Below are 23,157 nucleotides of genomic sequence, written 5' to 3'. Positions count from 1 at the left end.
TGTCTAGGCATTCGCCTTGTTCTGAAGCAAGATTTCAAGCGGCACAATCTCGAGCGCGCGTTGATGGGTCGCCTCCAGGTGAACCTTTGGGGCGCATCCTTCGTCATGGGCTTGTAGGAACCGGCCGGCACACAGACACCAGCTGTCACCGGGCTTGAGGCCCGGGAAATCGAACTCGGGCCGAGCCGTGCTCAGATCATTGCCGACGTATTTCGAGAATGCCAGAAACTCGGCCGTCATCACGGCACAAACCGTATGGCTTCCCTGATCCTCGGGGCAGGTATTGCACGCACCGTCGCGGAAGAACCCGGTCAGAGGATCGCGTGAGCAGGGCGCCAGAACGCCGCCGAGTACATTGATACTGTCTTCCTTCTGCATGAACACACCTTACAGGCTTTCTGCGATCTTGCGGAACATTTTGATATTCTGGTCGTTTACGCCAGTGTCGCGAAATTTCCGATCAGCGCCGGTAGACACAATCAGAACGCCGCGAGGTTGGTTGAAATAGATGTATTGCCCATACACGCCCCGGGCCAGAAACTCTCCCTCATGGGCGCCGCGCGGGATCCACCACTGGTACCCATATCCAATCTTCCCCTGAGCGGTCGGGGCGCTGGGTTGAGTTGCCTCGAATATCCAGTCGGAGGGCACCACTTGCCGGCCGTTCAATGCCCCATCTTGCAGGATCATTTGCCCGAACCGTGCAAAGTCACGTGTCGTGAAGTTCAATCCGCCCAAAACGAAGGCGACACCAGCGCCGTCAGTGACATAATACCCGTCCCGCTCAAGGCCCAGGGGCTGAAGGATTTTTTCCGTCAAAAGATCCGCGACACTGCGACCGGTCGCCCCGCGTATCACCATGCCCAATACATGCGTGTCTATGGAAACATATTGCCAGGTTTCACCGGGGGGCGCGAAACTGTCCTGCAATGAGGCCGCGAAATCGTCCAGTTCACCGCCCAGGGCAATCACACGGCCCATCCTGTTGATGTCAGATTTCGGGTCCAGATAATCTTCGTCAAACGTGACGCCGCTGGCCATGTTCAGAACGTTCCGAATTGTCGCCCTGTCATATGCGCTGCCTGCAAGTTTGGGGGCGTATTTGACGACGGGATCATCCAATGAATCGATTGCGCCCTCTTGCAGGAGAATGCCGAAAAGCGCCGACAGATAACTTTTTGCCACTGACCACGAAATCCGGCGATCATCGGGACCGGTGCCCAGATAGTATTCCTCGAACCGGATCTTGCCGTTCTGCATGATAAGCAAAGAAGTGACCGAGCGTTCATTGATCCAAGTGTCGGTGCCTTCCGGAAGATCGAAACCTTCGCCGTAGGGTAGTTCCCATGTTGGGGCGTTTCCACGCGGCAGATCCACGGTCAGAAAGGCTTCATCCATATGCGAAAAGTTGTGAACGATCTTGTCCTCGGAAAACAGAGAGTTCACCGCCATCAGGCGCTGTAACTCTTCGCGTTTCCAAAGCCCAACGGCAGCGGCGGCCAAAGCCAGCGCCAGCACAATGCGCAGAACCCACTTCAGTATGGACCGCATCGCATAGCCTCCCTTGTTTGCGTGTATTGGAACGTGGACATCCCGCTTTCGCAACGCCGACGTAACGGAAAGAGGGCGGGGCGCTATTTGAACTTGTCCAACAGTTTCTGCATGGCCGACCGTTCGTCGGCTGGTGGCTTCGGAGGTGCCTTAGATGCGGTTTCAGCTTTCGGAGCGGCCGTCTTGGACGACCGGGGCGGAGCAGTGCGCAGGGCCACCGCGTTCATGAATTTACCGCCATCATCTCGCGCCAGATGGGGCGCGCCGTCCGAAACACCCCGCAGAACGTCGTCCAGCCAGTCACTCTCGGATTTCGCAAAGTCGCTCAGGACATAAGCCGAGACCATTTCCTTGCGGCCCGGATGTCCGATCCCAAGCCGGACACGGTCATAGGCTGCGCCTATATGGTCGTGGATCGAACGCAGACCATTATGCCCAGCGTGTCCGCCGCCCGCCTTTACCCGCACTTTGCCCGGGGCGAGGTCCAGCTCGTCATGGAACACGACAACATCTGTGGACTCGAGTTTGTAGAAACGCATCGCTTCACCCACGGATTGACCGGACCGGTTCATGAAGGTCTGTGGTTTCAGCAAAAAGATTTTTTCAGACCCTAACCGCCCTTCCGAGATCTCGCCCTGAAACTTGGACTTCCATGGGCCAAACCCATGATCTTCCGCAATCCGCTCCACAGCCATGAACCCGATGTTGTGCCGGTTTCGGGCGTATTTCTGCCCCGGGTTTCCCAATCCGACAAAGAGTTTCATGACCATGCTCCGCCTCTATAGCCTCGAGGCTATGTGATGCCCGGAATTGCCATGGAAATCCAGCCGGCGCCGCGCGTCATAACCACAAAAAAAACGGGGTTCGTCAGAACCCCGTTTCAAAAATCAGACGTTTGATCCGAATTTATTCTTCTTCTTTGCCGACGACTTCGACTTCATCGACTGCAACTTCTGCTTCTTCACCTTCTTCGTCGTCGCTTGTCGACAGACCGGTCGGTGCCGAGACGTTTGCGATCACGAAGTCGCGGTCGATGGTCGGCTTGGTGCCTTCGGGCAGTTCAACCGACGAAATGGTGACGACGTCGTTGATGTTCATTCCGGCCACATCAACGGTGATCTTCTCAGGAATGTCACCTGCGGTGCACAACAGCTCGACTTCCGGGCGGACAACGGTCAGCACGCCGCCCTTCTTGATGCCGGGGGCTTCATCTTCGTTGATGAACTCAACCGGAATGTACAGTGCGATCTTGGTGGTCCGGCGCAGGCGCATCAGGTCCAGGTGGGTCGGCAGGTCTTTGACGACATCACGCTGAACGTCGCGGCAGATGACGCGAACGTCTTCATGGCCTTCGACTTTCAGGTTCCACAGGGTCGACTTGAAGCGACCGGCCTTCAGGCGCTTGAACAGTTCGTTGAACGGAATCTGAATCGGCAGCGGATCTTTGTCGCCGCCAAACACTACGCCCGGAACCATGCCTTCGCGGCGCGTTTTGCGAGCGGCGCCCTTGCCTGTCCCCGTCCGTTCCAGAGCTACGAGATCAGGAATCTCTCCAGCCATGATAATTCTCCAATGTTAGGGCGGGTATCCTCCAAGGCTGTATACCCGCGTGAAGCCGCGTCCTTATCTCGATTCATCCGGTTTGGAAAGGGGGGAAATCACAGCTTGTCGTTCTCTATGGCCCAACCGCGCGCTTCGGAGTGTTCTTCGTCAAATGAGTGAAGGGTCCGCTGCTTCATCTGGCCACAAATATCCCGGGGGAGACGCCCGGAACGGGCGGCGGGGGCAGAGCCCCAAATCTGCCGCGGTCTCAGGCTTGCCAGCGACCACCAAAATCTTCTGGTACCAGAAGATTGTGCGCCCCCAGCGCGCTAACGGTTTTTTCACCGCACAGCGCCATTGTTGTATCCAGTTCCTTCTGAATCACTTCCAGCGCGGTGGTGACGCCTTTCTGGCCCATGGCGCCCAGCCCATAAACAAATGCGCGGCCGATATACGTCCCCCTGGCCCCCAGTGCCAATGCCTTAAGCACGTCCTGACCCGAGCGGATACCACTGTCCAGATGCACTTCGACATCGTTGCCGACAGCGTCCATGATCTCGGGCAATACCCGAATCGAGCTGAGCGCACCATCCAGCTGACGCCCACCATGGTTCGACACGACTATGGCATCCGCTCCCAGCTTGGCAGCCATTTTGGCATCTTCCGCGTCGAGTATCCCTTTCAGGATCACTTTTCCGCCCCACTTTTCCATCAGTTTTTCGACTTTGCTCCAGTCGAGGGTGGGGTCGAACTGTTCAGCGGTCCAGGCCCCCAGTGAAGACGCGTCCGAGATACCTTGCACATGTCCCACTATATTGCCGAACTCGCGCCGTTTGGCACCCAGCATTTCAATGCCCCAGGCCCATTTGGTCATCAGGTTCGCTATGGTCTTTGCGGTCAGCTTGGGTGGTGCGGACAGGCCGTTCTTCAGGTCTTTGTGCCGTTGGCCCAGAATCTGCAGATCCAACGTAATCACCAGCGCCGAACACTTGGCGTCCTTGGCCCGCTGGATCAGACGGCTGACATAGTCATCGTCCTTCATCGTGTAGAGCTGAAACCAGAACGGCTTGTCGGTGTGCTCGGCCACGTCTTCGATCGAGTTGATCGACATTGTGGAAAGGGTAAAGGGTACACCAAAATCCTCGGCGGCTTTGGCGGCCTTCATCTCTCCGTCCGCATGCTGCATCCCCGTCAACCCGACCGGGGCCAACGCGACCGGCATTGACACCTTCTGGCCGATCATTTCCGAGGCCGTCGAACGCCCGGACATATCAACGGCAACCCGCTGGCGCAGGCGGATCTTTTCAAAATCGGAACTGTTTTCGCGGAAAGTCTGTTCCGTCCAGCTGCCGCTTTCAGCGTAATCGTAGAACATCCGCGGCACGCGACGCTCGTATATGCGCCTGAGGTTTTCGATATTGGTTATCACAGGCATTACTCAGACCTCCGAACTTACTGGTTCGTTTTCCTTACCAATGCATGTCAACGCCTGCAATGATCTGGCCCGGCGTCGGGCAGTCAAAAAAAGCCTGCCCCAGAACAGTCTGCGGCAGGCTTTTTAGTCTTGTGTTATCTGCGGGATCAGGCGCTATGAGCGCCATCCGACAGGGACTTTACAAAATCCAGCACTTCATTGACCGGTTTGCCTGCACCGATCTGGCTGACGATCGCCGATCCGACTACGGCACCATCTGCCACGGACGCGATATTGCGGGATTTCTCGGGCGTATTGATGCCAAAGCCCACGATCACCGGCAGCTCGGTTGCGGCCTGGATACGGGCAACCTCGGGGGCCACATCCGTTGCCTGCGCCTCGGCCGCGCCGGTGATGCCAGTGATTGAGACGTAATACACGAAGCCCGAGGTGTTTTGCAAAACGCGCGGCAGGCGCTGGTCATCCGTGGTAGGTGTTGCAAGGCGAATGAAGTTCAGGCCGGCCGCCTGCGCAGGCAGGCAAAGCTCTTCGTCTTCCTCGGGCGGCAGATCGACAACGATCAGCGCGTCAATACCGGCATCTTTGGCATCGGCCAGAAAAGCCTCTACACCCCGGCTGTAAATCGGGTTGTAGTACCCCATCAGGACAATTGGCGTTGTGTCATCTGTTTCCCTGAACGCGCGCGCCAGATCCAATGTGCGCTGCAACGTCATCCCGCCGTCCAACGCGCGTTGACCCGCTGCCTGAATTGTGGGGCCATCCGCCATCGGATCAGTGAAGGGCAAACCAAGTTCGATGATGTCCACACCCGCGCCGGGCAGGCCTTTGACCACGTCGAGCGAGGTGTCATAGTCCGGGTCCCCTGCCATCACATAGGCAACAAAAGCCTTCTTTCCTTCGGCTTTCAGGGCGGCAAACTTAGCGTCGATACGGGTCATCGGATGTCCTTGCAATCGGGTTTGGACCCGTGTGCAGAAACTTTGACCGAAAATCAATCCCGCCAACGCAGGAATAGCTCAGAAGCCCAGATGGTACCGCAGCAGAACCGCGTTTACACCAGGGTTCTCATCGTTGGTGCTGGCGTTCGACTTGTGCGTGATCGCAACTGACATTCTGTTGCCGTTGTTCAGGTTATATCCAAGACCCAAAAGGCTGCGGATCTGAAAGTCTCCGCCCAGGTCGTTCTGGTCGTTGCTGGCATTGAAGTACCCCGGCATGACACTGCCTTCGACGAACCAGCGCTCACCCAGAGAATATAGCCCGACCAGCCCAACACCGATATGCGTATCCCCGTCTTCGTTCACAGAAAACGCAGCACCCCAGCCAGCACTGAACCGAGTTGCCTCGTGAAAAGGAGTGTGATGGTACTCGAGAGCGATCAGTGCCTGATCTTCGGACGTCGCCTCGGAAAAATCTGAATACCCGGCACCAAGAACAACCGTCTGAGCATGGGCTGTAGCAAATGTAGAGACCGTCAGTACGGCTGCAAGAAGTAGTTTTTCCATTATATTCCGCCATTTAATTTGATCGCGCTATGTTAATTGTTCATCCTACCCTTCGGTTTTCAGGGCCGACAAGAACACGATTTGAGAACAATTTCGTGATGTGGCCGAAGGGACTCAAACAAAGTGGCCCGGCAATCACTTGCGCATTGATGCGGACCTGCATAGAAGCTGCGTTCGTATTCTATGCAGGAGGCCGTTATGGGCTTTAAGATGGGAATCGTGGGTCTGCCGAACGTGGGCAAGTCGACCCTGTTCAATGCGTTGACCAAAACCGCTGCCGCGCAAGCCGCGAATTTCCCGTTCTGCACGATTGAGCCCAATGTCGGCGATGTGGCCGTGCCGGATGAGCGGCTCGACAAGTTGGCCGCAATCGCATCGTCAAAACAGATCATCCCGACGCGCATGACATTCGTGGATATCGCCGGACTGGTGAAGGGGGCCTCGAAAGGCGAGGGGCTCGGGAACCAGTTTCTGGCAAATATTCGCGAGGTCGATGCCATCGCCCATGTCTTGCGCTGTTTCGAAGATGGCGACGTGACCCATGTAGAAGGCCGCATCGACCCCGTGGCCGATGCTGACACCATCGAGACTGAGCTGATGCTCGCCGATCTGGAAAGCATCGAAAAGCGCCGCGCCAATCTGGTGCGCAAGCTGAAAGGCAATGACAAAGAGGCCCAACAGCAGGACCGCCTGCTTGCCGAAGCGCAAAAGATGCTGGAAGGCGGCAAACCTGCACGGTTGGTCGAGGTTTCGGACGAGGACGCCAAGGCCTGGAAGATGTTGCAACTGCTGACCACCAAGCCGGTTCTTTATGTTTGCAACGTGTCCGAGGAAGAAGCCGCTGAAGGCAACGAATACTCGGCGAAAGTTGCCGAGATGGCTGCCGCCCAGGGCAACTCTCACGTCATTATCAGCGCCAAGATCGAAGAAGAGATCAGCCTGCTTGAAGCGGACGAGGCACAGATGTTCCTTGAGGAAATGGGTCTGGAAGAGCCCGGTCTCGACCGTCTGATCCGTGCCGGTTACGACCTGCTGAAACTGGAAACCTATTTTACGGTCGGCCCGAAAGAGGCCCGCGCTTGGACCATCCGCACCGGCACCGCTGCACCGCAGGCGGCTGGTGTCATTCATGGTGATTTCGAAAAGGGATTCATCCGCGCCGAGACCATCGCCTATGAAGACTTTGTCGCCTGCAACGGCGAGCAAGGGGCAAAAGAGGCAGGCAAGATGCGGGCCGAGGGGAAAAGCTATATCGTCAAGGATGGCGACGTGATGCACTTTTTGTTCAACACCTGAAATTGCGCCACAATCCGCAATCGTATTGGCGTATCGAGGCCCGCCAACTCAAATCGGGAAATAAACTGTCCTGTGCTTTTAAGTCTGTCCGACGACTGAGGTTGCATCCCAAGATTGCGCAGACTCTTGATAGATTGATTTTTCCGGGTTGTATTTTCGCGGATCATCTAGCGATGATGCGTGAACATAGATACGATCATCCATAAGACTGCTGCGCCTTGTAAGTTGCGCTCCACAGTTCGGGCAGAAGCCGCTGAACGTTGGGTTGCCCGACCCGCCCAGCATTTCGTACGTTTTGCAAGCACTACTTATTTCAAAAGAGTCACGGACCAAAGGCATCATCTCTGAATGCCCGGAACCTGTGAGGTGCTGGCAGTCGCGACAGTGACAGCGAAACATTGGTACATCAAGTCGGGTGCCTGCATAGCGAACCAGGCCACATTTGCACCCACCTGTTATTCGTTCCGTCATCCTGAAACCTCCGCCTCTGGAAGCTAAGGTAATTTCCGGGTTTTGTCAGCTTTGTTTCGCTTGGTTGAAGACGTCATACGATTCACTGTTCCTGCATGGTAAATGCCTTGAGTTCGGGAATCACAAGTCGCAGCCCGCGCAATTTAAGCGCTCTTTTCTCTGCCGTCGAATATCCGATACTCTGACGAACGACCCGCCAACAGGAATGCCCTGAGATGATCGAAATTCGCGACCTGCAATTGCTCAGTGCCTTGGCACGGCATCGGCATTTTGCCAAGGCGGCAGAGGAATGCGGGATATCTCAACCCGCGTTCTCGATGCGTATCCGTAACCTCGAAGACCGATTGGGCGTCTCTATCGTCCGCCGCGCCAACCGGTTTCAGGGTCTGACCGAAGAGGGCGAGATGATCGTCCAGCGGGCGCGTCGCATTCTCGATGACACCAAAGCACTGGAACAGCAGGTGCTGGCCACCAAGGGCGAGATCACCGGTACGCTGATCCTTGGCGTGATTCCGACGGCCATCGCCTTTACCGGGCGCCTCACCAAACGCTTTCGGCAAGCGCATCCGCGCATCGTTACGCGCATCGAAACCATGTCTGCCACCGCCATTCAACACCGGCTGGACGAAGGAAGCCTGGACGCCGGGATAACATATGGCGACAGCATCGGGACCGATCTGCGACAGGTGCAACCTTTGTACGAGGAAACCTATGTTCTGCTGGTTCCGTCACACATGACGGACGAAAACGGCCCCTTGCCTTGGGCGCGCGTGGCTGAATTTCCGCTGAGCCTGCTCGAGCCGCAGATGCAAAACCGGCGTATTCTGGATCGTATCTTTGCCGAACAGGGGCTGCACCCGGACGTGGTTGCCGAAACCAGCGGATTTACCGCGTCGATGGTGATGGCACGCGAGGGGCTGGCTGCCACGGTTGTGCCACGTGTCCTTATTCGGGCATTGGGCGAGTTGCAGGGGACAAAGGTGCTGCCGCTGGTCGATCCGATTGTCAGCAAACCGATCTGTCTGGCCACCCTGAGCCGAGATCCTGAACTGCCAACGGTGCAGGCACTGCGCGCTGTGGTGACGTCTTTACGGTGATAAGATGTCGTTATCGTGCGATTGCAAAAAGCGATTTGACGATATGCTAGCCTGATGAGACACGGGGCCTGAATCGGAGGGCATTATGGCACCATTAGACACCAAGCCATCAGGCGCACCCAAGGGCGTCTGGAAGTCAGGTAAAGGCAAGGGGCGGCACACGCCCAAAGGCCGACAGTTTACGGATGAAGCACAGGCCGAAATTGCGCGCCTGCTGGGCGACCGCCCACGCCGCCGCGACCTGTTGATCGAGTATTTGCATCTGATTCAGGACACGCACGGCCATATCAGCGCCGACCATATTGCCGCGCTGGCCGTCGAGATGCGGATCGGGCAGGCCGAGATTTACGAGATCGCGACCTTCTATGCCCATTTCGACGTGGTGAAAGAAGGTGAAACACCGCCCCCCGCGCTGACCATTCGTGTCTGTGATTCCCTGTCCTGCGAAATGGCTGGTGCGCAGCAGTTGAAAAAAGCGTTGGAGGATGGGCTGGACCCGTCCGAAGTGCGCGTTCTGCGCGCGCCCTGCATGGGACGCTGCGACACGGCACCGGTGCTCGAGATTGGTCACAACCATATCGACCACGCGACCCCTGAAAAGGTGCAGGCCGCTATTGCTGCCGATGACACCCATGCTCATCTACCCGATTACGAAACCTTCGCGGCCTACGAGGCCAATGACGGCTATACCAAGCTGAAAGAGCTGCGCGAGGGCGGCGACTGGGAAGTGGTTCAGGAACAGGTTCTGGCCTCGGGCCTGCGCGGTTTGGGCGGCGCCGGTTTTCCGTCGGGCAAGAAATGGGGCTTTGTCCGCATGAATGACGGCTCGCGCTATCTGGCCGTGAACGGGGACGAGGGCGAACCCGGCACCTTCAAGGATCGCTACTATCTGGAACACACGCCGCATGTTTTCCTCGAAGGTATGCTGATCGCTGCCTGGGCGGTTCAGGCAGAGACCTGCTTCATCTACATGCGCGACGAATACCCAGCTGTGCTGGAGATTCTGCGGCGCGAGATTGCCGCGCTGGAAGATGCCGGAATCGTCGAGCGGGGCTATATTGACCTACGTCGCGGCGCGGGCGCTTACATCTGCGGCGAAGAATCCGCAATGATCGAATCGATCGAGGGCAAAAAGGGCCTGCCGCGTCATCGCCCGCCCTTCGTGGCGCAGGTCGGCGTCTTTGGACGACCGACGCTGGTGCACAACGTGGAAACGCTCTACTGGGTGTCCAAAATCTGCCGGGAAGGTCCGGAGATCCTCAATTCAGTTGAAAAGAATGGCCGCAAGGGGCTGCGCAGCTATTCGGTCTCGGGCCGGGTGGCGAAACCCGGCGTCTACCTGCTGCCGGCAGGGTCGACCATTCTTGACGTGATTGATGCCGCCGGGGGCATGGCCGAAGGTCATGTGTTCAAGGCGTATCAACCGGGCGGGCCGTCGTCAGGTCTTCTCCCCTCCAGCATCGACGACGTCCCGCTCGACTTTGACACCCTGCAGCCGCTGGGCACCTTCGTCGGATCCGCTGCGGTTGTGGTTCTGTCCGATCAGGACACGGCCCGCGATGCGGCGCTGAACATGCTGCGGTTCTTCGAGGACGAAAGCTGTGGCCAGTGCACGCCCTGCCGGGCGGGCTGCGAAAAGGCGGTGAAGCTGATGCAGGCCGAGAAGTGGGATACCGACCTGCTGGAAGATCTGTGCCAGGTGATGGGCGACGCCTCGATCTGCGGGCTGGGGCAGGCGGCCCCGAACCCGATCCGCCTGGTCATGAAACACTTCGCTGAAGAAATCTGAGGGAGACAGAGCCATGCTTGATGCAAGCCCAAACAAGACCGTCACCTTCAACCTGAACGGCGATGACGTCACCGTGCCCGAAGGCACCACCATCTGGGAAGCGGCCAATGGCCGTGGACTGGTGATCCCGCATCTGTGTCACAAACCGGCGCCGGGCTACAAACCCGATGGCAACTGCCGCGCCTGCATGGTCGAGGTGGAAGGCGAGCGTACGCTGGTCGCCTCGTGCATCCGTCCGGCGGCTGACGGGATGGTGGTGAAAACCGACACCGACCGCGCCGAAAAATCGCGCGCCATGGTCATGGAACTGTTGGTGGCCGACCAGCCCGAGCAGCCGCATGACAAATCGAGCCATTTCTGGGATATGGCCAAGCTGAACGATGTCAGCGACAGCCGCTTTCCGGCGAAAGAGCCCGAGAAGATCCCGTTGCTGGATGACAGCCATGTGGCGATGCGGGTCAATCTGGATGCCTGCATCAACTGCAACCTCTGCGTCCGCGCCTGCCGCGACGTTCAGGTGAATGACGTGATCGGCATGGCCGGGCGCGGGCATACCGCGCAGGTGGTGTTCGACCAGAACGACCCGATGGGCGAGTCGACCTGCGTGGCCTGCGGCGAATGCGTTCAGGCCTGCCCGACCGGCGCGCTGATGCCCGCCACCGTCCTGGACGACCAGCAGCATGGCGACAGCAAGGATTACGATTCCGAAACCGAAAGCGTCTGCCCCTTCTGCGGGGTGGGCTGCAAGGTCAGCCTCAAGGTCAAGGACGGCAAGGTCAAATATGTCGAGGGCATCAACGGCCCCGCCAACGAAGGCCGTCTGTGCGTCAAGGGCCGGTTCGGGTTCGACTATATCCACCACCCGCACCGCCTGACCAAACCGCTGATCCGGCGCGAGGATGCACCGGCAAAAGGTCTGAACGTTGATCCCGGCAACCTGTCGACCCATTTCCGCGAAGCGACCTGGGAAGAGGCGATGGATCTGGCGGCCACCAGACTGATGGCCCTGCGCGACCAAGACCCGCGCAGCGTTGCGGGCTTTGGATCGGCCAAATGCACCAACGAGGAAGCCTATCTGTTCCAGAAGTTCATCCGTCAGGGTTTCAAACACAACAATGTCGACCACTGCACCCGTCTGTGCCATGCCTCGTCCGTTGCCGCTCTGATCGAGAACGTGGGCTCGGGCGCGGTGACGGCGACCTTCAACGAGATCGAGAATGCCGATGTGGCCATCATCATCGGGTCGAACCCGATTGAAAACCACCCTGTCGCGGCCACCTATTTCAAGCAGTTCGCCAAGCGCGGCGGCAAGCTGATCGTGATGGACCCGCGCGGCGTCGGCATGCGCAAATTCGCGGACGAAATGCTGCAGTTCCGGCCCGGTGCCGATGTCTCGATGCTGAACGCGATCATGAACGTGATCGTCGAAGAAGAGCTTTATGACAGCCAGTACATCCACCGCTGGACCGAGAACTGGGAGGCCGAGAAAGAGCACCTGCGCCAGTTCACGCCCGAGGCGATGGCACCGATCTGCGGCATCGATCCGGATCAGCTGCGTCGCGTTGCGCGCACCTTTGCCAATGCCAAGGCGGGTCTGATCTTCTGGGGCATGGGCGTCAGCCAGCATATCCACGGCACCGACAATTCGCGCTGCCTGATCTCGCTGGCCCTGATGACCGGGAATGTCGGCAAACCCGGCGCGGGTCTGCACCCTCTGCGGGGCCAGAACAACGTGCAGGGCGCATCAGACGCCGGGCTGATCCCGATGTTCCTGCCGGACTACAAGACGGTGACGGATGACGGCATTCGCGCGCAGTTCACCGAGGTCTGGAAATCGGACGATTTCTCAAACGAGAAGGGTTTGACCGTCACCGAGATCATTGACCAAGCCTATGCAGGCAACATCAAGGGCATGTACATTCAGGGTGAAAACCCGGCCATGTCCGATCCGGATGTTGGCCACGCACGTGAGGCCCTGGCCAAGCTGGACCTGATGATCGTGCAGGACATCTTCCTGACCGAAACCGCGAACTATGCCGACATCATCCTGCCGGCCTCGGCGCTGTATGAAAAGAACGGCACGGTTTCGAACACCAACCGTCAGGTGCAACGTGTCCGTCCGGCCGTGGCGCCTCCGGGTGAGGCGCGCGAGGATTGGAAGATCACGGTCGAACTGGCGCAGCGTATCGGGCTGAACTGGGATTACACAGATGTGTCCGAGGTCTTTGCCGAGATGAAACTGACCATGCAGTCGCTTGACAATATCACGTGGGAACGGCTGGAAAACGAGACGATCACCTATCCGTCGCTCAGCGAAACCGATCCCGGCCAGCCTATTGTGTTCGGCGATGGCTTCCCCCGCGCGGGGGGCAAAGCAAGGTTCACTCCGGCCAATGTCATCCCGCCTGATGAAGCGCCCGATGATGAATACCCGATGATTGCCACCACCGGCCGTCAGCTGGAACATTGGCATACCGGTTCAATGACCCGCCGGGCAAAGGTTCTTGACGCGGTCGAGCCAGAAGCCAACTGCTCGATGAACCCGCGCACGCTGAAGCTGATGGGGATTGAACCGGGCGAAATGATCCGCCTGACCACGCGTCGCGGTTCGATTGAAATCATGGTGCGCGCCGACCGGGCCATTGCCGAAGACATGGTGTTCATCCCGTTTGCCTATGTCGAAGCGGCGGCGAACATCCTGACGAACTCGGCTATCGACCCCTACGGCAAGATCCCCGAGTTCAAGTTCTCGGCCATTCGTGTCGAAAAGATCGAGGATGCGATGGCAGCGGAGTAAGATCGCGGCCAGACTGAACAAGGGCGGCCTCTGGAAGGGGCCGCTTTTTTCTTTGCCGCGCCGTCGTTCAAACGATTGCCTCATCTGACTTGCCCCGGCAATTCGTCGCGTTTTCATTTGGTCTCGGCACCACGGAAATTTCCGCACTGGCGATGGCATCGCGACCACCAACGAAATCGGAACCAGGCGTCCATAAGGCAATGTGAACACCCGTCACCTGCTGGTGCGAAACAAACGGATGGCTCAACGCGGCTTTTGTTGGCAGCTGGTCAATAGTCACGCTCGAAGAACAGACCCAGGCCGGTTTCCCCTCGGCCATCGACCGTACCGCGCACCGTGAAATTGTCCGTGACATCGAGGTTTAGGTTCACTTCGGTGTCACCTTCGGTGTTCACGGTGAAATCCGTATAGAGGTTTTCACCCAGGTACGCGCCCGCGCCCAAACGGCCCGCGCCGCTTTCCGAAGCTCCTATGTCGACCGTGTCGACTCCGGTGGAGTCGCGGAGACCTTTGGTTGCATCACCACCCGCACCGCTAAGCTGCGCCAGTGATGCTGCCATTTGCGCGATCAGGAAAGGCGAGATTTCTGAAAACCGGTTCCCGAACAGCAACATTGCCAGCGCTTCTTCAGCCGGACGTTCAGGGTCGGAAAACACATTGACCTCAGGTGAATCCAGCGGGCCGGCAATTTCGATCGTCGCGGTGCCGTCAGACGTGCTGGCTGAAGACTCGAACTCGATATACGGGGTCAGGTCGCCCTGCAACGTGACGATCCCCTTGGTCAGTGCCAATCTGCGGCCCAGAATGTCGAAATTCCCTCGGATCAGTTCGATCTGACCGGACGGAACAACAGAGGCGGTAGTGCCGCCGATGAAAATTCGACCCCCCAGTTCTGCGTTCACCCCGCGTCCTCTGACGAAAACCGCCTTGGGTGCAAGCAGGCTGATATCCAGCGCAATACGGGATGCGCTTTTCTCCGATCCTTCGGTCACGACCAATCCGGCCCGCTCTCGCGTGATGAAACCGGCGCGACTTTCGTTGATGTGCTGGATGTCCGGGATAGGTGCCGCGCCTACCGCGCCGGACGCGGCGGCAAGGTTGATGTTGGTTTCGTCAAACGTGATCTGACCGGCAAGCGAACTGTTTCCGGCCAACGCCCCGGTCATGGCAATCTGACCGTTCAGGGTGGTTTCATACAGCAACCGGTCTGTCAGCACCAGGTTGTTCAGGGTGGTGGTAATCTGGGCGTTGAACGGAGGGGTCAGGTCAACAGGCCCGTTGACGGTAAAGTTGCCTCCCGCCCGAACTCCGCCATTCAGTGTAATGTTTGCGCGACTTTGCGCCAGATCCACCTGACCACTGATCCCGGTAATGGTCTGACCAGCACCCGGAATGGCAAGGGATGTGCCCGAAGTGGTGACTGAACCGCTCAGCGACGCCAGCGCCGGAGCACCCTTGAGTGCCAGATCGAAGCGCGCCGACCCGTCGATCTTGTTGGGTGTGATGAAGACATTCGCGATCCCAAGGTTGATGCCGCCCTGTGCCTTCAGATCCGCCTGACCGCTGGTTTCATCAAAGGTGCCAGCCAACGTGGTGTCTATGTCGGCAGGCCCTTGCGCCTTGGCGTCAATCGTCCAGACACCGTTATCGCGTTTGGCCGTTCCCTTTGCTGCCACAGTGCCAGGAAATTCGGGAACGAACCGCTCGATCCGGTTCAGTTTGGCGTCAAAATCCACATCAGCCGAGCCATTCTGGCCGACCGTTCCTTGAAGGCTGGCGTAAGAGCTGTCGGGCCCGTCCAGGCGGGCAGTGCCTTCCAACCCAGAGCCGGTCGGAGCGACGTTCCCGCTCAGGTTCAGCGGGCCGGACAAGGTTTGCGACAGACGGGCAAGGTCATCCAGTTTGGCGGAAAAGTCCAAACCGCCGGCGTCTCGGTTCAGCTTGCCCGATGCATTCGCCGAAAGGGCCGTTCCTATCAGTTGGAACGTACGGATATCCAGGCCTTCATCGTCGTTCATCGCGTCCACGGTCAGGTTCGTTCGACCCTGGATCAGGTCGTCAACGGCGTCGATCCCGGTTTTGATGTCGTCCGCCGCCAGATTGCCTTTTACGTCGAACGCTTTGCTGCCGACTGCGCCCTTGCCGACAATATCCGCACGGATCGCCCCTGCCAGATCGCGTTTTGCAAGGCTTGAAAACGGTGACAGGTCCGGGATGTTCAGATTGACCTGCCCGTCAATGGCAAGGGCTTTCCTTGGGTCGTCTATGGTGGCAGAGGCCTTGACGGTCAGCGCTGAACCGTTCACCGATGCGTCGCGGATCACAATCTGTTCCTGGCTCAGCGCACCGTCGAACGTGATCTCGTTGCGACCGACCAACAGCGGGTCGATCTCGGCCAGACCGGTTTTGATATCCCGGCCCGATACGCTGGCCGTGCCGTCAAACTTCAGCGTCTGAACAGTTCCTTTTCCGTTCAGTTTCGCTTGCACTGCACCCCCAAGCTCGCGTTTGGCAAGGCCCGAAAACACGGACAGGTCCCGGGAATTGACCGTCGCATGACCATCGATCGTCACGTTGCCATCAGGGGTCGTTACGGTGCCGTCGGCCTGGGCGCGCAAGGTATCACCGATCAGGGTGAAATCTTGGATGGTTATGCCATCTGCGCCACGCTTGGCGTCGAGCGTTATTGCTGTGTTGCCCTTGATCACCGGATCGATGTCATCACGCCCGGTCGAGAGGTCGGTTCCTTCGACCTCCAGCTTGCCGTCGAAACTGCCTTCCAGTGGCGAGCCCCGACCGGTCACCTTGGCCGAGACCTCGCCTCCCAACTCCAGTTGCGCCAGTTCCGAAAACCGGGACAGATCCGTGGCTTTCAAAGTGGCGGTGCCGTCGACGGCCAAACCGGAGGACAGGCCGCTGACCAATGCGTCGACGCCCAATTCGTAATCCGAACCGACCAGTTCGAGACCTGTCAGGTTCAGGGATTGGTCACTGCCATATTCGAAAGTGCCATCCAGAGTGACGAGGTCGCCTATTGCTGCATTCAGGGCCTCGTCCGCCAGACTAATACCGTCCAACGCGGCCTGCAGGTTGCCATTGATTTTTAGCGCTGCGCCCTGTTCCAGGGTCCCGTGAGCAGTAATTTGCGCGCGCTCCAAATCAACCTGCTCGGCCTGCACGGCATCTGCTGTCAGACTCAAGTCCCAATGATTGCCGTTTTTTTCGTCGTACAGCGCCGAAATCTGTGCTGCTCCAACGGACGTGTCACCGCCCGAGGCTGGAAGAGTTACCCTTTCACCCTCCGGTGGCGTTATGCGTCCTTGCAGGGCCGCGAGTTGCAATCGCCCACCTGCCGCCAATTGTAGCTGGCCTTTCAGGTTCAGTGCTTGTGACGAGATCTCAAGCTCGTCAATTTCCAGCGCACCCTCAGGTTGGGTTCGCCCATCCACATAGAGCTGTGTTTTGGCACCGAAAAACGTATCCATTTCTTCGGCGACAAAAGGTGTCAAATCACCACCGAGATCGGCAGTAAACGCAATGCCCTCTTCTGCGCTGGCCGCGGCAGTCGGGGCCGAGCGTAACCGAACCTGCCCTGTCACCCGAGGCTGACCATCGCTGCTGAGGCCGATATCTGCGGTGAAGTCGGTCACCGGTCCGGACCCTTTCGCGGTCAACCCAATCGGTGGACTGTCCGGAATTTTCAGAGCGGCCGAGATCAGGCCGCCCGCTGCCTCTGTCACCTGAAGGTCAAGATCGATCTGGCTGGTTGAATTCTGGAAGCCCGCTGCCAGCTTGATTTCATCGCCCGCCCGGTCCAGCCGGGTGATATCCAGATCGGTGTCCAGCGTCCCGTCGGCAAGTGACAGGTTGCCATTGACCGCCAGTTCTGCGGCTACTCCGATCAGAGGCTCGCCCAAAGCCAGCTCGTCGACACGAATTTCACCGATTTCGATGGCAACGGGCAGTTCAGGCAGTTGGAAACCTTTTGCCTCTGCGGTTGGCGGCGGCGTATCTTTGGTGGTGGTGCCCGGCGCGCGGGCGACGTCGATCTCTTGTGCAGTCAAGGCATTGACCGAAAACCGCCCACGGATCAAAGCCAGCCGGTTCCAGTCAAGTTCGGCATCCTTTATGGTCAGCCAGACCCCTTCGTCATCGGCAACCGTGATCTCGGCAATCGTGGCACGTGAACTCAGCGCACCTTGCAGGCCTTTGACGGTGACGTTCTGATCGTCGCCCGACAGTGTATCCTGCAGGAACCGCTCGATCATGCTGCCGCCTTCGTCCTCCTGCGGATGTCCGGCGACAGGCACGATTGCCAGCGCGGCGATCAGCAGAGGGTATGAAAGGTACCGTCTCAAAATGCCTGTCCGATCCCGATGTAGAACTGTAGCCCGTCCCCGGTGGGGCCGCTGACAGGATAGGCCAGATCAAGACGCAGGGGGCCAAACCCGCCCAGATCATATCTTACGCCGATACCGGCGCCCGAGTGGTCTTCCGCGCCGCTGCCGACAAAGGAAGACGTATCGACGACACCGTAGTCATAAAACCCGACCAGCGACAGGCTGTCGGTAACCTTGCCTCGGATCTCACCGGACAAGCCAATAAATGACTTGCCGCCTGCGACGCCGGTCCCGACCGGAATGCCGAGGCTTTCATACGGCTGCCCGCGCACGGTTCCCGCGCCACCGGAAAAGAACAGAAAATCAGGTGTGACACCGTCTGCGGGTGGGCCAATCACGGATCCCAATTGCGCCCGCCCCGCCAGTACAATCCTTCCTCCGGTGCCAAGGCTGGTATAGGCGCGGCCATCGAAAAACAGACGAATTCCAGTGTCGCTGCCGGAAAAGCCGACAAAAGGCATGATCTGGGAATCCAGATAGAAACCGCGCGTGGCGCTGACTTTGCTGTCACGCTCATCCCATTCGGATCGGAACGGCACGATGAAATACCTGAACTTGCGCCCGCTGCCATATGCGTCATCTGCATCCGACCACTGAAATCCGGCCGATGCCTCGGCGTAAAGATTGTCCGAGAACGTTCGGCGCGCACCATAGGCCAGCGACGCCACCGTCACATTGTAGTTTTCCGTGTTGCGGCGTTCCAGCAGGGCGCTCCAGAAGGTGTTGTCATCAGGGCCAAGCCGGTCGGGTTGATCCAGACGCAATCCGATCCGGCCATCAATATCCTCTGCACCGCCAATATTTCGGACCGCCGCTTCGAAGCGCAGACGTTCTGCGCGCCTGAACATGTTGCGATGGGTCCACGTCGCGGTCACATCCACACCATCACGAGAGGCCAGTTCGACACCAAAGGTCAACCGACGTTTGGGCAGGTCTTCGAACGTGGCGTCGAAATCCAGTGTGCCATCGGGGTTTGGAACCTCTCGTTCCTGCAACGAGACCACGTTGAACGTGCCGGTCCGGCGCAACCGTGTTCCCACCTTCTGGATTTTCTCAGGGGAATAGACCTCTCCACTTGGGAACCCGGCGATCTTTTCGATGGATCTGTGGCGTACATCTGAATTGCCCTTGATGAACATCTTGCCAAATGTCAGCCTGCGCCCGGGATCAAGGTCGATCTGGGCATCCAGACGAGCTTGGGCGTGGCGCGCGATGATTGTCTGACCCGCAATTCCGGCTTTTGCGTGACCCGCGTCCCTCCATCCCTGAACACCGGCCGAGGAGGCCTGTTGAATGGCACCGGTCGTCGCCAGTTTCCCGGGGGCAAAATCCTCGGGGAGTTTGGTTTCAGGGGCCAGGGGCTGAACAGTGGCGGTGCCGAATTTGAAGCTTGGCCCGGTTTCAACGGCAATCGCAGCACGGTTTATTTGTGCAGGCACCGTGAGAGAGCTCAGCTCGGCCGCTTCCTGTCCATCAAGCTTGATGCTGACGACCGGGCTGAAATAGCCCTCGTCGTAAAGGATTTGCACGATCGTACGGTAATCCGACAAGGCCGCCGAGAGGATTTCAAGCGGGGTGTCGAGGCCGCGTTCTTCAGCCGTGGTTACTGAGGATGTCTGCTTGAGACGTTCAACCAGTTCTTTCGATGCACCAGGGGCGGTGAGAGACGTTTCCAGCGCCGCCAGCGTGGTTGGGGCCAAAGTCACAACTGTGGCCATCAGCCAGCGCCCCAGGCGGCATTGCCGCTTGCTCCTTTGCATGAATTGCCCCAACTGTCCCAATTCCAGTTCTCTTGTCCGTGTCGTGCACGGCCCTTTGAATTCAGGTTAGAGCATCTGAAAGCGGATGGGGAAAGGAATTATACATGAGACGAGAATTTTTTCGGCCAAATTGTGTTGAGGTTGCCGCCCGGCTATTCGGCTGCCATCAGGCGGGCCACGTCCAGCATTCGCGCCGAGAAGCCCCATTCGTTGTCGTACCAGCCAAAGACCCTGACCTGATTTTCACCCACCATACGGGTCTCGGGCCCGGCAACAACCAGCGATTCAGGGCGGGACCGCAAGTCGGACGAGACCAGCGGCAAATCAGTCCAGCCAAGCACCGGGGATGCAGCAACGGATTGTTTCAGGGCTTGATCGAAGGTTTCGGCGCTCATGCCGCGCTGCAATGTGACCACGAGGTCCACGGCTGACACACTTGCCGTCGGAACGCGGACAGCCGCGCCCGAGATACGCCCGGCCAGATGCGGAAGGACGACATCGATCAGGTGCATCGCGCTCGATGTGGTCGGAACCATCGACAGCGCCCCCGCCCGGGAACGGGCAAGGTCGCCGCGCGGCGCATCCACCATCGGTTGGCTGTTGGTATAGCAGTGGATGGTGGTCATGTGCCCCGACACGATACCGCCGATCTCGTCGATGACCTTGACCAGTGGCACCAGCCCATTTGTGGTGCAGGATGCGTTTGACACAATCCGGGCGCTGCCCAACTGGTCTTCGTTCGCACCCAGAACGACGGTGACATCAGCAGCAGGGGAGGGGCCTGAGATCAGCACTTTGCCTGCGCCCGCAGACAAACCGCGACGCGCAACGTCCGAACTGCGGGCGATACCCGTACAATCCAGCATGACGTCAACGCCCGACAGATCAACGCGGGTCAGATCAGCGCTGTGTGTCATGGGAATTGAGTGACCATCCACGATCAGCGCGGCGTTCCCTGTGGACACATCGCCGGAATAGGGGCCAAACGTGCTGTCGTATTTGAACAGGTATGCACAGGTGTCCAGCGGCGCGATGTCATTGATCAGCACCAGCTCGATATCTGACCCTGCCGGCAGGGCCAGAACCTGCCGCAGGATCGTACGGCCAATACGGCCGAATCCGTTTATTGCGAGTTTCATGCGCAAGCTATGGCAGGCCGGTCCGGCGACCTCAATGCCTGATCTGACGCTGTGTCAGTTGCAGCTGACCTGCGAGAAAAACTGGCCCGAGATGTTCTGATACATGCTGGCCACGATCGGCTTGCACCCGGTTGCCTGCTGAATCGCGGCAATGGCCTGAACGGTGCGCAGGCGCGGTGGCGGACCGAATGGGTTGAGGTTGTTGTTGTCACGCGTGGCGCGATAGACAACCGGCGCATCGGAAACCTGTGTCACCGCCCAGGTGCGGCTCATGACGAACACGGATTTGGTTTCTTCCTTGGCCGAGATGGGGGATGCAAAAAGGGCCGCGGATGAAGCGAGTGCTGCGACGGCCAGCAGGGCAGGGCGTAGTTTCATGGAACAATCTCCAGTGCTCAAAATCAGAATTTACTTGGATTTCAGCAAATTCCGGCCCGCCTGTGAAGCCCCAAGGTCAGAAATTTGCGACGCCACCCCGTCGGGCAGGTGTTACCGACGAGCTGTGGGCAATGGCAAATGCCGGTTGCAGCCCCTGTGCCGCCAATGCCTGACCCACCCCGGATCGCCTGTATTGCGGGCTTGCGAACAGGGGCCACGCAGACAGCTTTTTTGGTATGTTTCGAAGGTACGTGTCGGGGGCTTGGCCCTGCCGGGTTAGGGGTATAACCTTGACCACAAATGATTTCAGCTCTGCGAGGCCGCCATGAATGCCCCAAGTTTTACCGCTATCGCCGCATGCGGCATTTTTTTGATGAGCACTGTGGTCGAGGCCAAGCCCCTTTCGCGAATCATAGCCGAGATGGGGTTGTCTCCGGCAGATTTCGAAGTGGTCAACGCAGCCTCGAACGCGCTTTTGACCAGCGGTACGCCTTCCGTGGGCCAGGAACGGTCATGGAAGAATGACGACACGGGTTCCAAAGGGACAATCCGGGTACGATCGGTACAGGGAAACTGCGTTGGTCTTCAGCATGTGATTCAGCCGGACGGCGGTGATCAGAGCAGGGAAATCCGAACCCGCCGGTGCAACGACGGCAACGGCAATTGGATCCTTACGCCCTGATCATCAGCTCAGATTTCAGTAACCCTGATCACGATTGACTTCATGCAGCAAGGCCGCGCCGGAGCTGAGGCGCCGGAAGTTTTCAGCCACATCCGACAAGGCGTCGCCCAGATGCCAGCCTGAAACATGTGGTGTGATCGTCACACCGGGGTGGCGCCATAGCGGGCTGTCTTGTGGCAAAGGTTCCTGCGAGGTGACGTCCAAAACGGCATGCCCCGGAACCCCTGCGTCCAGTGCCGCGATAAGTGCGCCCTCATCAATCAGATTTCCGCGCCCGGCGTTCAGCAGCTGACTGCCGGGTTTCATCGCCGCCAGCATCCGGGCATCAAACAGGCCAGCGGTCTGAGGGGTCGAGGGCAGGATGGCGCAAACGTGGTCACATTGGCCAAGAAGCGCGGGCAACGCGTCCTGCCCATGCATGCAAGTTACGCCTTCAATGGCTTTGGGCGTACGGCTCCAGCCCATGACTTGAAAGCCCACGGCGTGCAGCATCCGCGCGGTGCGGGCGCCGATGTGGCCAAGACCCAGAACACCGACCACGGTGTCCGGTGTAAAAACCGGTGCTCGCGGGGACCACTCGGCGCGGGTTTGAGCCGCTTCGTGAAACGCCATGTGTCGCTGAGCGCGCAGGATATAGGCCAGAAACCACTCGGCAATGCCCTGTGCCGGTGCGTCAGGCTTCAGGCGGGTGATGCGAACGTGACCGGGCAGACCGGGATGGCTGACAATGGTCTCGACCCCTGCGCCCAGCTTTTGTACCAGTTTCAGGTTCGGCAATCGCGTCGGGTGGTCACGTTGCATGTCAACCACGGCCAGCATGGTTATGTCATCAGGATTGCCCAGCGTTTCGGCGGTGCGGATATCCGCATCCGGTAACACGGCCTGTAAACTGCGGGCAATTTCGTCATCACTTATCCAGTTGGATAGCCCGGTTTCGATCAACAACGCCATGTGCGGCTCCTGCATATGTTAGATGTGGTGACGTCCCGTCACTGCGGTGGACAGGGCCCGGGCAGTTAAGCCATCCTTGCGGCGAAAGTATAGCCCGGACCCGGTGCTTCAGAGGGACATTTCCGAAAACATGACAATCAGCCTGGCCGTGCAAATTCATGATCATCTGCAAGACGTTGCTGATATGACCGGGGTCGAGGTCACTCGGATGGATGACGCATGTGTCCCTGGCGGTAATGGCGAAACTGATCGCAAGGCCGGCGTGTCCTACATTTTCGCCGCCAAAGTCGGAATGGGGAAAGTGTTTGAACGCCTGGGTTCAGACAAACGGAAACGATTTGCGCAAGAACAAACCTGAGGATCA

General features: G+C 58.6%; 19 protein-coding genes. 6 read left to right on the top strand and 13 right to left on the bottom strand.

Annotated elements, in window-relative coordinates:
• Positions 1–3: 3 nt before the first annotated feature.
• From GS605_RS14940 to GS605_RS14910, 7 genes are all read right to left on the bottom strand, one after another.
• Positions 4–378, bottom strand: coding sequence for a DUF2237 family protein (locus GS605_RS14940; RefSeq protein ID WP_171724467.1), 375 nt, complete (start codon positions 376–378; stop codon positions 4–6).
• A 9-nt stretch (positions 379–387) separates the two neighbouring features.
• Positions 388–1,551 (bottom strand): serine hydrolase, encoded by a 1,164-nt coding sequence (locus tag GS605_RS14935; RefSeq protein WP_171724466.1) that lies wholly within the window; start codon positions 1,549–1,551, stop codon positions 388–390.
• 83 nt (positions 1,552–1,634) lie between these two features.
• Positions 1,635–2,315, bottom strand: a complete 681-nt coding sequence (gene pth, locus GS605_RS14930) for an aminoacyl-tRNA hydrolase (RefSeq protein ID WP_171724465.1) — start codon at positions 2,313–2,315, stop codon at positions 1,635–1,637.
• A gap of 142 nt (positions 2,316–2,457) precedes the next feature.
• Positions 2,458–3,111, bottom strand: coding sequence for a 50S ribosomal protein L25/general stress protein Ctc (locus GS605_RS14925; protein ID WP_171636768.1), 654 nt, complete (start codon positions 3,109–3,111; stop codon positions 2,458–2,460).
• Between the two features lie 250 nt (positions 3,112–3,361).
• Entirely contained in the window at positions 3,362–4,528 is a 1,167-nt protein-coding gene (locus GS605_RS14920; protein ID WP_171724464.1) for an alpha-hydroxy acid oxidase, read from the bottom strand.
• A 146-nt stretch (positions 4,529–4,674) separates the two neighbouring features.
• The gene (gene trpA, locus GS605_RS14915; protein ID WP_171724463.1) at positions 4,675–5,466 is read right to left on the bottom strand and encodes a tryptophan synthase subunit alpha; all 792 of its coding nucleotides are present in this window, start codon (positions 5,464–5,466) and stop codon (positions 4,675–4,677) included.
• A 78-nt stretch (positions 5,467–5,544) separates the two neighbouring features.
• Complete coding sequence (locus tag GS605_RS14910) at positions 5,545–6,033, bottom strand: acyloxyacyl hydrolase (RefSeq protein ID WP_171724462.1); 489 nt, start codon at positions 6,031–6,033, stop codon at positions 5,545–5,547.
• A 198-nt stretch (positions 6,034–6,231) separates the two neighbouring features.
• On the opposite strand from GS605_RS14910, the gene ychF reads away from it, so the two are divergent.
• Positions 6,232–7,329, top strand: a complete 1,098-nt coding sequence (gene ychF / locus GS605_RS14905; RefSeq protein WP_171724461.1) for a redox-regulated ATPase YchF — start codon at positions 6,232–6,234, stop codon at positions 7,327–7,329.
• Between the two features lie 78 nt (positions 7,330–7,407).
• On the opposite strand, the gene GS605_RS21275 is transcribed toward ychF, so the two are convergent.
• A complete protein-coding gene (locus tag GS605_RS21275; protein WP_371807768.1) occupies positions 7,408–7,728 on the bottom strand; it encodes a GFA family protein in 321 nt (106 codons plus the stop codon).
• 287 nt (positions 7,729–8,015) lie between these two features.
• Between GS605_RS21275 and GS605_RS14895 the strand changes: the two genes are divergently transcribed.
• From GS605_RS14895 to fdhF, 3 genes are all read left to right on the top strand, one after another.
• The gene (locus GS605_RS14895) at positions 8,016–8,897 is read left to right on the top strand and encodes a LysR family transcriptional regulator (protein WP_171636780.1); all 882 of its coding nucleotides are present in this window, start codon (positions 8,016–8,018) and stop codon (positions 8,895–8,897) included.
• Positions 8,898–8,982: 85 nt separating this feature from the next.
• The gene (locus tag GS605_RS14890) at positions 8,983–10,686 is read left to right on the top strand and encodes an NAD(P)H-dependent oxidoreductase subunit E (RefSeq protein WP_171724460.1); all 1,704 of its coding nucleotides are present in this window, start codon (positions 8,983–8,985) and stop codon (positions 10,684–10,686) included.
• A 13-nt stretch (positions 10,687–10,699) separates the two neighbouring features.
• The gene (gene fdhF / locus GS605_RS14885; protein ID WP_171724459.1) at positions 10,700–13,483 is read left to right on the top strand and encodes a formate dehydrogenase subunit alpha; all 2,784 of its coding nucleotides are present in this window, start codon (positions 10,700–10,702) and stop codon (positions 13,481–13,483) included.
• Positions 13,484–13,752: 269 nt separating this feature from the next.
• Here the strand turns inward: fdhF and GS605_RS14880 are convergent, their stop codons facing one another.
• The 4 genes from GS605_RS14880 to GS605_RS14865 all read right to left on the bottom strand — a co-directional run bounded on the left by GS605_RS14880 (position 13,753) and on the right by GS605_RS14865 (position 21,160).
• A complete protein-coding gene (locus tag GS605_RS14880) occupies positions 13,753–17,841 on the bottom strand; it encodes a translocation/assembly module TamB domain-containing protein (RefSeq protein WP_253283313.1) in 4,089 nt (1,362 codons plus the stop codon).
• Entirely contained in the window at positions 17,838–19,643 is a 1,806-nt protein-coding gene (locus GS605_RS14875; RefSeq protein WP_171724458.1) for an autotransporter assembly complex family protein, read from the bottom strand. The genes GS605_RS14880 and GS605_RS14875 overlap by 4 nt, the downstream gene beginning before the upstream one ends.
• 152 nt (positions 19,644–19,795) lie before the next feature.
• Positions 19,796–20,782: a type I glyceraldehyde-3-phosphate dehydrogenase gene (locus GS605_RS14870; protein WP_171724457.1), complete on the bottom strand. Its 987-nt coding sequence runs from the start codon at positions 20,780–20,782 to the stop codon at positions 19,796–19,798.
• Between the two features lie 54 nt (positions 20,783–20,836).
• Positions 20,837–21,160, bottom strand: coding sequence for a hypothetical protein (locus tag GS605_RS14865; RefSeq protein ID WP_170344942.1), 324 nt, complete (start codon positions 21,158–21,160; stop codon positions 20,837–20,839).
• Positions 21,161–21,533: 373 nt separating this feature from the next.
• On the opposite strand from GS605_RS14865, the gene GS605_RS14860 reads away from it, so the two are divergent.
• A complete protein-coding gene (locus tag GS605_RS14860; protein WP_171724456.1) occupies positions 21,534–21,842 on the top strand; it encodes a hypothetical protein in 309 nt (102 codons plus the stop codon).
• A 15-nt stretch (positions 21,843–21,857) separates the two neighbouring features.
• Here GS605_RS14860 and GS605_RS14855 read toward each other — a convergent pair whose 3' ends face one another.
• Positions 21,858–22,793, bottom strand: coding sequence for a glyoxylate/hydroxypyruvate reductase A (locus GS605_RS14855; RefSeq protein ID WP_171636791.1), 936 nt, complete (start codon positions 22,791–22,793; stop codon positions 21,858–21,860).
• A 130-nt stretch (positions 22,794–22,923) separates the two neighbouring features.
• Between GS605_RS14855 and GS605_RS14850 the strand changes: the two genes are divergently transcribed.
• On the top strand, positions 22,924–23,151 hold the full coding sequence (locus tag GS605_RS14850; protein WP_171636793.1) for a hypothetical protein: 228 nt from the start codon (positions 22,924–22,926) through the stop codon (positions 23,149–23,151).
• Positions 23,152–23,157: the final 6 nt, after the last annotated feature.

This window comes from Ruegeria sp. HKCCD7559, from assembly GCF_013110575.1.
Taxonomy (GTDB): Bacteria; Pseudomonadota; Alphaproteobacteria; order Rhodobacterales; family Rhodobacteraceae; genus Ruegeria.
Note: the sequence above shows the minus strand (reverse complement) of the source record. Positions and strands in the feature narration are given on the sequence as shown.